Source organism: Aquabacterium sp., assembly GCF_036279655.1.
Lineage (GTDB): Bacteria > Pseudomonadota > Gammaproteobacteria > Burkholderiales > Burkholderiaceae_C > Aquabacterium.
In genome coordinates this window covers 12,573-20,451 of sequence record NZ_DASUIT010000007.1, presented here as the reverse complement: position 1 = coordinate 20,451, position 7,879 = coordinate 12,573, and the positions used below count along the sequence as shown (strand labels likewise).

5 protein-coding genes are annotated in these 7,879 nt (G+C 66.8%); all 5 read left to right on the top strand.

The window, feature by feature from the left end; all coding sequences use genetic code 11:
* The first annotated feature begins 13 nt into the window (after positions 1-13).
* The 5 genes from VFW84_RS00850 (at position 14) to VFW84_RS00830 (ending at position 7,879) form a co-directional block, all read left to right on the top strand.
* Positions 14-844 (top strand): SapC family protein, encoded by an 831-nt coding sequence (locus VFW84_RS00850; protein WP_329678532.1) that lies wholly within the window; start codon positions 14-16, stop codon positions 842-844.
* Positions 845-989: 145 nt separating this feature from the next.
* Positions 990-2,846: an HlyD family efflux transporter periplasmic adaptor subunit gene (locus VFW84_RS00845; protein ID WP_329678531.1), complete on the top strand. Its 1,857-nt coding sequence runs from the start codon at positions 990-992 to the stop codon at positions 2,844-2,846.
* Positions 2,843-5,002 (top strand): hypothetical protein, encoded by a 2,160-nt coding sequence (locus VFW84_RS00840; RefSeq protein WP_329678530.1) that lies wholly within the window; start codon positions 2,843-2,845, stop codon positions 5,000-5,002. Before VFW84_RS00845 ends, VFW84_RS00840 begins: the two co-directional genes overlap by 4 nt.
* The gene (locus VFW84_RS00835; RefSeq protein WP_329678529.1) at positions 4,995-7,013 is read left to right on the top strand and encodes a preprotein translocase subunit SecA; all 2,019 of its coding nucleotides are present in this window, start codon (positions 4,995-4,997) and stop codon (positions 7,011-7,013) included. Before VFW84_RS00840 ends, VFW84_RS00835 begins: the two co-directional genes overlap by 8 nt.
* The gene (locus tag VFW84_RS00830) at positions 7,010-7,879 is read left to right on the top strand and encodes an efflux RND transporter periplasmic adaptor subunit (protein WP_329678528.1); all 870 of its coding nucleotides are present in this window, start codon (positions 7,010-7,012) and stop codon (positions 7,877-7,879) included. The genes VFW84_RS00835 and VFW84_RS00830 overlap by 4 nt, the downstream gene beginning before the upstream one ends.

Sequence of the window (7,879 nt, the reverse complement as noted above, 5' to 3'; positions counted from 1 at the left end):
CGCAAGGAAGATCATGACTGCACAGATGTTGATTTATGAAACCGTGGTGCCTGTGTCCAATGGCCGCCATGGCAAGTGCTCGATCGAAGCCAGCAAGACCTATGCGTTCGCACGCCATGTGAACTCGGTGCCACTGATGGCGGTGGAGTTTCCGCAGGCCGCACCCGAGTACGCCATCGTGTTTGCCGCCAACGGCGACGAGATCGTGCCGGTGGTGATCCTGGGCGCCCGCAAGGATGAGAACCTCTATGTCCAGGACGATGCGGCCTGGGCCAGCAATTACATCCCGGCCTTCGTGCGCCGCTACCCCTTTGTGTTTTCGACCAGCGATGATGGCAAGACCTTCACCCTGTGCGTGGACGAGGCCTTCCCGGGCCTGAACTACCAGGGCAAGGGCCAGGCGCTGTTCACCGACGATGGCAAGCACACGCCTTACGTCGACAATGTGCTGAAGTTCCTGCAGGAGTACCGTGCGCAGTTCGTGCGCACGCAGGCGTTCTGTCGCAAGCTCAAGGCGCTGGACCTGCTGGAGCCCATGCAGGCCCAGTTCTCGATGAACACCGGCGAGAAGATGTCCCTGGGCGGCTTCCTGGCCGTCGACCGCAAGAAGCTCAAGGCCCTGTCTGGCGAGACCCTGGCCGAGCTGGCCCGCACCGACGAGCTGGAACTGATCTATCTGCACCTGCAGTCGATGCGCAACTTCACCGAGGTCAAGAACCGTCTGGTGTTGATCCAGGGCGGCAAGACGGAATCCGAAGCGGCGCCTGCGACGCCGGCTGCAGAGGCCGCACCGGCGGTCGAGACCCCCGCACCGGTCAAGGCCAGCGGCGGCAAGAAGCGCTGAGCGATCGCCCAGGCGACATCGGTCTCAGGGATGGCCCTGGGCGGTGGCGCTCGATAGAATCATCCCGGTCCAAGGGACGCATGGACCGGGAGGCGCTCATGGCAGTACGGATTGAACAATTCATGGCATTTGCAGTGAAGGCCCGATGACAGGCGCCGCACCGATCTATTCGCTGGACCACAAGGGTCAGGCCGAGGCCATCGCCTGGGCGCAGTTTTCCGCGCCCAAGGATTCGGCGGAGTTCTGCGCCAGTTGGCTGTCCATCCTGTGTGGCCAGATCGAGCAGGTCAATGCCGCCCTGGTGGTGCTCGGGCCGGACCCCGATGGGGGCTACAGCGCAGCCGGTGTGTGGCCGGATCCCTCGGTCAACGTGCAGTATCTGGGGCCCACGGCCGAGGCGGTGCTCAAGGAGCGCCGTGGCCTGGTCCAGACTGGCACCTCGGGTGTCAAGGACACGGCGGCGTGTTTTGTGGGCTATCCCATCGATGTGTCGGGGGATCTGCGCGGCGCGGTCGTGCTGGATCTGCAGAGCCGCTCCGATGCCAAGGTGCAGCAGGCCCTGCGCCTGCTGCATTGGGCCAGTGCCTGGCTGATCGATCAGTTCCGGCAGCAGGCCCTGGCGGACCAGCGCCGACGCACCGAGCGTCAGACCCTGGTCAACGATGTCCTGGCCACTGCATTGCAGGAGCCCCGCCTGGGCCCCTCCGCGCTGTCGGTGGTCAACGATCTGGCCAGCCGCTTGGCCTGTGATCGTGTCAGCCTGGGGCTGGAGCGCGATGGACAGGTCGAGGTCATGGCCATCTCGCACACGGCGACGTTCGATCGGCGTTCGGACCTGGTGCGCCTGATCGGTGATGCCATGGACGAGACACTGGATCTGGACGCCCCCGTGGTGGTGCCGCCCTTGTCGGTCGATGCCGCCGCGACCACGGCGCATGACGATCTGGCCGAGCAGCACGCCGACACGGCCGTGTGTTCGGTGCCGCTGGTCAGTGCCGGACATGCGATCGGTGTCCTGACCCTGGAGCGGGTGGGGGGGAAGGCCTTCGATCAGCATGAGTTCGAGGTCTGCCAGGCGGTTGGTCTGATGCTGGGCCCGGTGATCGATCTCAAACAGCAGCATGAACGGGGCTTCTGGCGCCGCGGGCGGGATGCCCTGCACGACGGCGCGGCGGCACTCTTTGGCCCACACCACCCCGGTGTCAAGCTGATGGCCGCGCTCGCGGTGCTGGTGCTGGTCTTCTTCAGTCTGGCCACGGGCACTTACCGCGTCACGGCGCGGACCGTGATCGAAGGCGAGGTGCAGCACGCGGCTGCCGCGCCGTTCGCCGGCTTCATCGCCGAGAGCCATGTGCGTGCGGGCAGCACGGTGCGCAAGGGGCAGATCATGGCCCGGCTGGACGATCGAGAGCTTCGGCTGGAGCGCGCACGCTGGGCCGCAGAGCTGGAGCAGATGCAGCGCCGCTACCGGCAGGCAGCGGCCAACATGGACCGCGCCGCCATGGCCGTGACCTCGGCGCAATCGGATCAGGCGCAGGCCCAACTGGCCCTGGTCGAGGAAAAGATGGAGCGGGCCGTGATCCGTGCCCCCTTTGATGGCCTGGTGGTCGAGGGCGACCTCAGCCAGCAGCAAGGGGCGCCGGTCGAGCAGGGCAAGGTGCTCTTCGAGGTGGCGCCGCTGAAGGCCTACCGCGTCATCCTGCAGGTCGATGAGCGTGACATCAGCGCCGTGCAGGTGGGGCAGAGCGGCAAGCTGGCCCTCTCCGGCATCCCATATGAGACGCTGGATGTGCGCGTGAGCCAGCTCACCCCCATGGCCACCGCACAGGATGGGCGCAACTTCTTCCGAGTCGAGGCGACCCTCGACAAGGGCCTGGAGCGTCTGCGCCCAGGCATGGAGGGCATCAGCAAGGTGCAGGCCGGTGAGCGCAAGCTGATCTGGATCTGGACCCACTCCTTCGTCGACTGGCTGCGCCTGTGGACCTGGCGGTGGACGCCATGAGTGGCGCCAGCCTGACCTCCAGTTCCTGGTATCGGGTCGCGGACCTGCGTCCCCGGCTGAGACCGCACGCGCGCCTGCACCGCATGCGCTACCGGGGGCAGGTCTGGTACCTGCTGCAGGACCCGGCCTCCAACCGGGTGCATCGCTTCACGCCGTCGGCCCGGGTGCTGATCGCGGCCATGGATGGGCAACGCACGGTGGCTCAGCTGTGGGAAATGGCCAACCGGCAGTTGGGCGAGTTGGCGCCGACGCAAGATGAGGTGATCCAGCTGCTGGGCACCCTGCATGAGGCGGATCTGCTGCAAAGCGATGTCACGCCCGATGCTGCCGAGGCCTTTGACCGCGGGGAGCGCCATGCGCGCGCCACGACCCGGCGCTCCTACATGAACCCCTTGTCCATCCGCCTGCACCTGTGGGATCCGGATGCGCTGCTCAACCGCTGTCGCCCCCTGGTGGATGCCTTGTTTGGCCGCTGGGGAGGCTGGCTGTGGCTGGCCGTGGTCGTGCCGGCGCTGGTCTTGTTGCCTCAGCACTGGGATGCCCTGGGGCACAACTTCTCCGACCGGGTGCTGGCGGTCGACAACCTGCTCCTGTTGTGGCTGATCTTTCCGGTGATCAAGCTGCTCCACGAACTGGGGCATGCCGCAGCGGTCAAGCGGGGCGGGGGCGAGGTCCACGACATGGGCATCATGCTGCTGGTGGCCTTGCCCGTGCCTTATGTGGAGGCCACGGCCTCCACGGTGTTCAAGTCCAAGTACGAACGGGCCCTGGTGGGGGCCGCGGGCATGGCGGTGGAGCTGTTCATCGCGGCGCTGGCCTTCTACCTGTGGATGCTGGTTGAGCCCTCGGTGTTTCGCTCTGCGCTGTTCAACATCATGCTGGTGGCAGGGGTGTCCACCCTGGTGTTCAACGGCAACCCCTTGCTGCGCTACGACGCCTACTACATGCTCTCGGATCTGATCGAGATGCCCAATCTGGCCCAGCAGGCCACACGCTACTGGGCCTATCTGATCGAGCGCTACGCCTTCGGGGTGAAGGATGCGCAGACGCCGGACGACACCGCAGTCGAGAAGGCCTGGTTGGCCTTCTATGGTCTGACTTCCGCGATCTACCGCATCTTCGTGTCGATCTCGATTGCCCTGTTCATCGCCGGGCAGTTCTTTTTCATCGGGGTGGTGCTGGCCCTGTGGGCGGTGGCGGCCATGGTTGTGATGCCGCTGGTCAAAGCGGTCAAGCATCTGGCGGGCAGCCCCAGCCTGGGCGCGCAGCGCCGGCGTGCCATCGGGGTGTCGGCGGCGTTTGTGCTGGTGTTGCTGGTGACCCTGACCGCCGTGCCCGTGCATCTGCGCACGATGTCGGAAGGCGTGGTGTGGTTGCCGGAATCTGCCATGGTGCGCTCGCCCGAGGACAGCTTCGTGACGGACCTGCTGGTGCCCTCGGGCTCGCGGGTGCGGGCTGGCGAGGCGCTCATGCGCATGCGTCAACCCGAACTGGAGGCCGCCTGGCGTGTGGCGCAGGCCAAGGTCGCCGAGCTGGAGGCCCTGTATGGCGCGCAGTACGTGAGTGACCGTGTTCAGGCGGGCATCACGCGGGCGCAATGGCTGGCCGAGCAGCAGACGCTGGACACGCTGAGCCGGCGGATGCAGGCCCTGGAGGTGCGTGCCGCCAGCGCTGGCATCTTCGTGTTGCCACGTGCCGCGGACATGCCCGGGCGCTTCGTGGGCCGGGGCACCGTCATGGCCTATGTGATCGACCGGCCCACGCCGCTGGCACGCGTGGTCGTGCCTCAAGAGTCGGTGGACCTGGTGCGCCAGTCCACGGCGCAGGTCGAGGTGCGCCATGCGCATCGCCCCGAGGTCAGCCTGGTGGGGCACATCGTGCGAGAAGTGCCCGCGGGCGACGAGTACCTGCCCAGCAAGGCGCTGGCGGCCGAGGGGGGCGGCACCCTGGCGGTGGACCCGCGTGATCCCAAGGGCGTGAAGACGCTGGAGCGTACCTTCCAGTTCGATGTGGCCCTGGCGGGGGGCTCGGGCCCGGGCACGAACCTGTTTTTTGGTGAGCGGGTGCATGTGCGCTTTGAGCACGCTGCCGAGCCTCTGGCCTTCCAGTGGTATCGGGGCATCCGTCGGCTCTTCCTGTCGCATTTCCATGTCTAGGCCAGCGATCCTGGGGGGCGATGCGGTGCTGGCGCATGGCCGGCCCTATGCCGAGCGGGCCGACATCGACACGCCCTGGCACGATCGGCTGGCACTGGGTCTGCATGCCACCCTGGTCGAGCCTCTGCGCCAGCGCCTGTCGTCCGATGAGCAGCGCATGATGCGCGCCATTGCCGAAGCCACCCATCGGCATGACCCGATCCTGCAGGCCGAGACAGACGAGCAACTGCGCCATCGCCTGCCGGGGCTGCGCGCCCGCTTGCGTCGGCAGGGCTTCGATCTGCCGCTGGTGGGCGAGTGCTTCTCACTGATCCGCGAGGCGGCCGGTCGCACCCTGGGCTTGCGTCATCACGACACGCAGCTGATGGCGGGCTGGGCCCTGCTGCAAGGCCATCTGGCCGAGATGGCCACGGGCGAGGGCAAGACCTTTGCGGGCACCCTGGCGGCAGCCACCATGGCCTTGTCGGGCAGCCCGGTGCATGTGATCACGGTCAACGACTATCTGGCCGAGCGCGATGCCGCCAAGATGACGCCGCTCTACCGCTTCCTGGGTCTGGAGGTGGGCGTGGTGGTGCAGGGCATGGCCCGGCCCGCGCGCCGCCAGGCCTATGCCTGCGCCATCACCTACTGCACCAACAAGGAGCTGGCCTTCGATTACCTGCGTGACCGGGTGGCCACCCAGAAGCGGGCCAGCCGCATGCATCTGGCCTTGCAGCGACTGGGCGGCGATGCCCGGGATGAGCCCGATCTGGTGTTGCGGGGCCTGCATTTCGCGATCGTCGACGAAGCCGACAGCGTGTTCATCGACGAGGCGCGCACGCCCCTGATCCTGTCCGTCAGCCGGGATGCGGCGCGGGAATCGGCCGATGCGGAAGCGGCCCTGGCGCTGGCGAGCCAGTTGGTGCAAGGTCAGGACTACAGCGTCAACCTGATGGAGCGGCGTGTGCGCCTGACGCCGGCCGGCTGCGACAAGCTGGCCGATTTTGCCGAGGAGCGGGGTGGGGTGTGGACCTCGGTGCGGGGGCGAGAGGAACTGATCCATCAGGCCCTGAGCGCCCAATGCTTGTATGCCCGCGATCATCACTATGTGGTGACCGATGGCAAGGTGCAGATCGTCGACGAATCCACCGGGCGGGTGATGCCTGATCGCTCCTGGGAGCGGGGGCTGCATCAGCTCATCGAGGTCAAGGAAGGGGTCGACCCCACGGCCCGCCGTGAAACCCTGGCGCGGGTGACCTACCAGCGTCTGTTCAGGCGCTATCTGCGCCTGTCGGGCATGACCGGCACGGGCACGGAGGTGGCCCGCGAGATCGCCTCGGTTTACCGGCTCAAGGTGGTCAAGGTGCCCTTGCACAAGCCCTCGGTCCGGCAGCATCTGCCCCACGAGGTCCATGCCGACCTGGAGGGCAAATGGCAGCGGGTGGCCGACATCACGGCCGATCTGGCCCTGAGGCAAGGGCGGCCCGTGCTGATCGGCACGCGCTCGGTCAAGGCCTCGGAGGACATCAGTCGCATCCTGACGGAGCGGGGCATCGCGCATGCCCTGATCAACGCGAAGCAGGATCAGACCGAAGCCGAAGTGATCGCCAGAGCGGGTGAGATGGGCCGCGTGACCGTGGCCACCAACATGGCCGGGCGCGGCACCGACATCCAGCTCGGGCCCGGTGTGGCCGAGCGTGGCGGGCTGCATGTGATCCTGACGGAGTTCCACGACTCGCGTCGCGTGGACCGTCAACTGTTCGGGCGCAGCGCGCGCCAGGGTGATCCAGGCAGTTGCCAGGCGGTGGTGTCCTTGCAGGACGAGCTCTTCGAGGTGGGCGCGCCCACCCTGAGCGCTCGCCTGAGGCGCAGGATGGCGATGGGGCGCCCGCTGCCACCCTGGCTGTTCCAGGCCGTGAAGGCCCATGTGCAATGGACGGCCGAGCGACGTCATGCGCAGATGCGCATGCACAATCTCAAGCAGGACCAGCGTCTCAACCAGATGCTGGCGTTTTCCGGGAGCAGTGAGTGAGCGACACGAACAAGTCGGTGGGCAGGGCCGCAGCCGTGGCCCTGGTCATGACCATGACGGGCGGTGTGCCGATGGCCTTGGCCAATCCCTATGAATGCCTGATCGAGCCCAACCAGGTGGTCGAGGTGCGCAGCCAGGCCGAAGGCGTGATCCAGAACCTCTATGTGCGTCGGGGTGACCGTGTGCAGGCCGGCCAGGTGCTGGTGCAACTGGAATCCTCGGCCGAGCAATCGGCGGTGGAAACCGCCCGCTACCGAGCCCAGATGCAGGGCCGGGTGGAGGCGACACAAAGCCGCCTGAACTATGCGCTCAAGAAGTCATCGCGTTCGCAAGACCTTCAAAAGCAGAAGTTCATCTCCGATCAGAGCGCCGACGAGGCCCATGCCGAGCGTCAGATCGCGGCGGCCGATGTGGTCGATGCCACCGAGACCAAGGAGCTGGCCAAGCGCGAATATCAGCATGCGCTCAATCAGCTCAATCGCCGCACCATCCGCAGTCCCTTCAATGGGGTCGTGGTGGACCGCATGCTCAATGTCGGCGATCTGGCAGAGTCGGGCAATGGCCGCAAGCCCATCCTGAAGCTGGCCCAGGTCGAACCCCTGCGCGTCGAGGTGGTCATGCCCCTGTCAGCCTGGGGCAAGGTTCGTGTCGGGGCCAAGGGTGAGGTGACGCCTGAAGGGCTGGGCGGCAAGTACACGGCCACGGTGTCCATCGTGGACAGCGTGTTCGACTCGGCCAGTGGCACCTTCGGTGTGCGTCTGGAGCTGTCCAACCCCAAGGGCGCCCTGCCTGCCGGCATCCGATGCAAGGTGGCGTTCGCGGGGCTGCCGGCGTCCACGGTGCCGGTGTCGCTCCAGCGGCGCTGA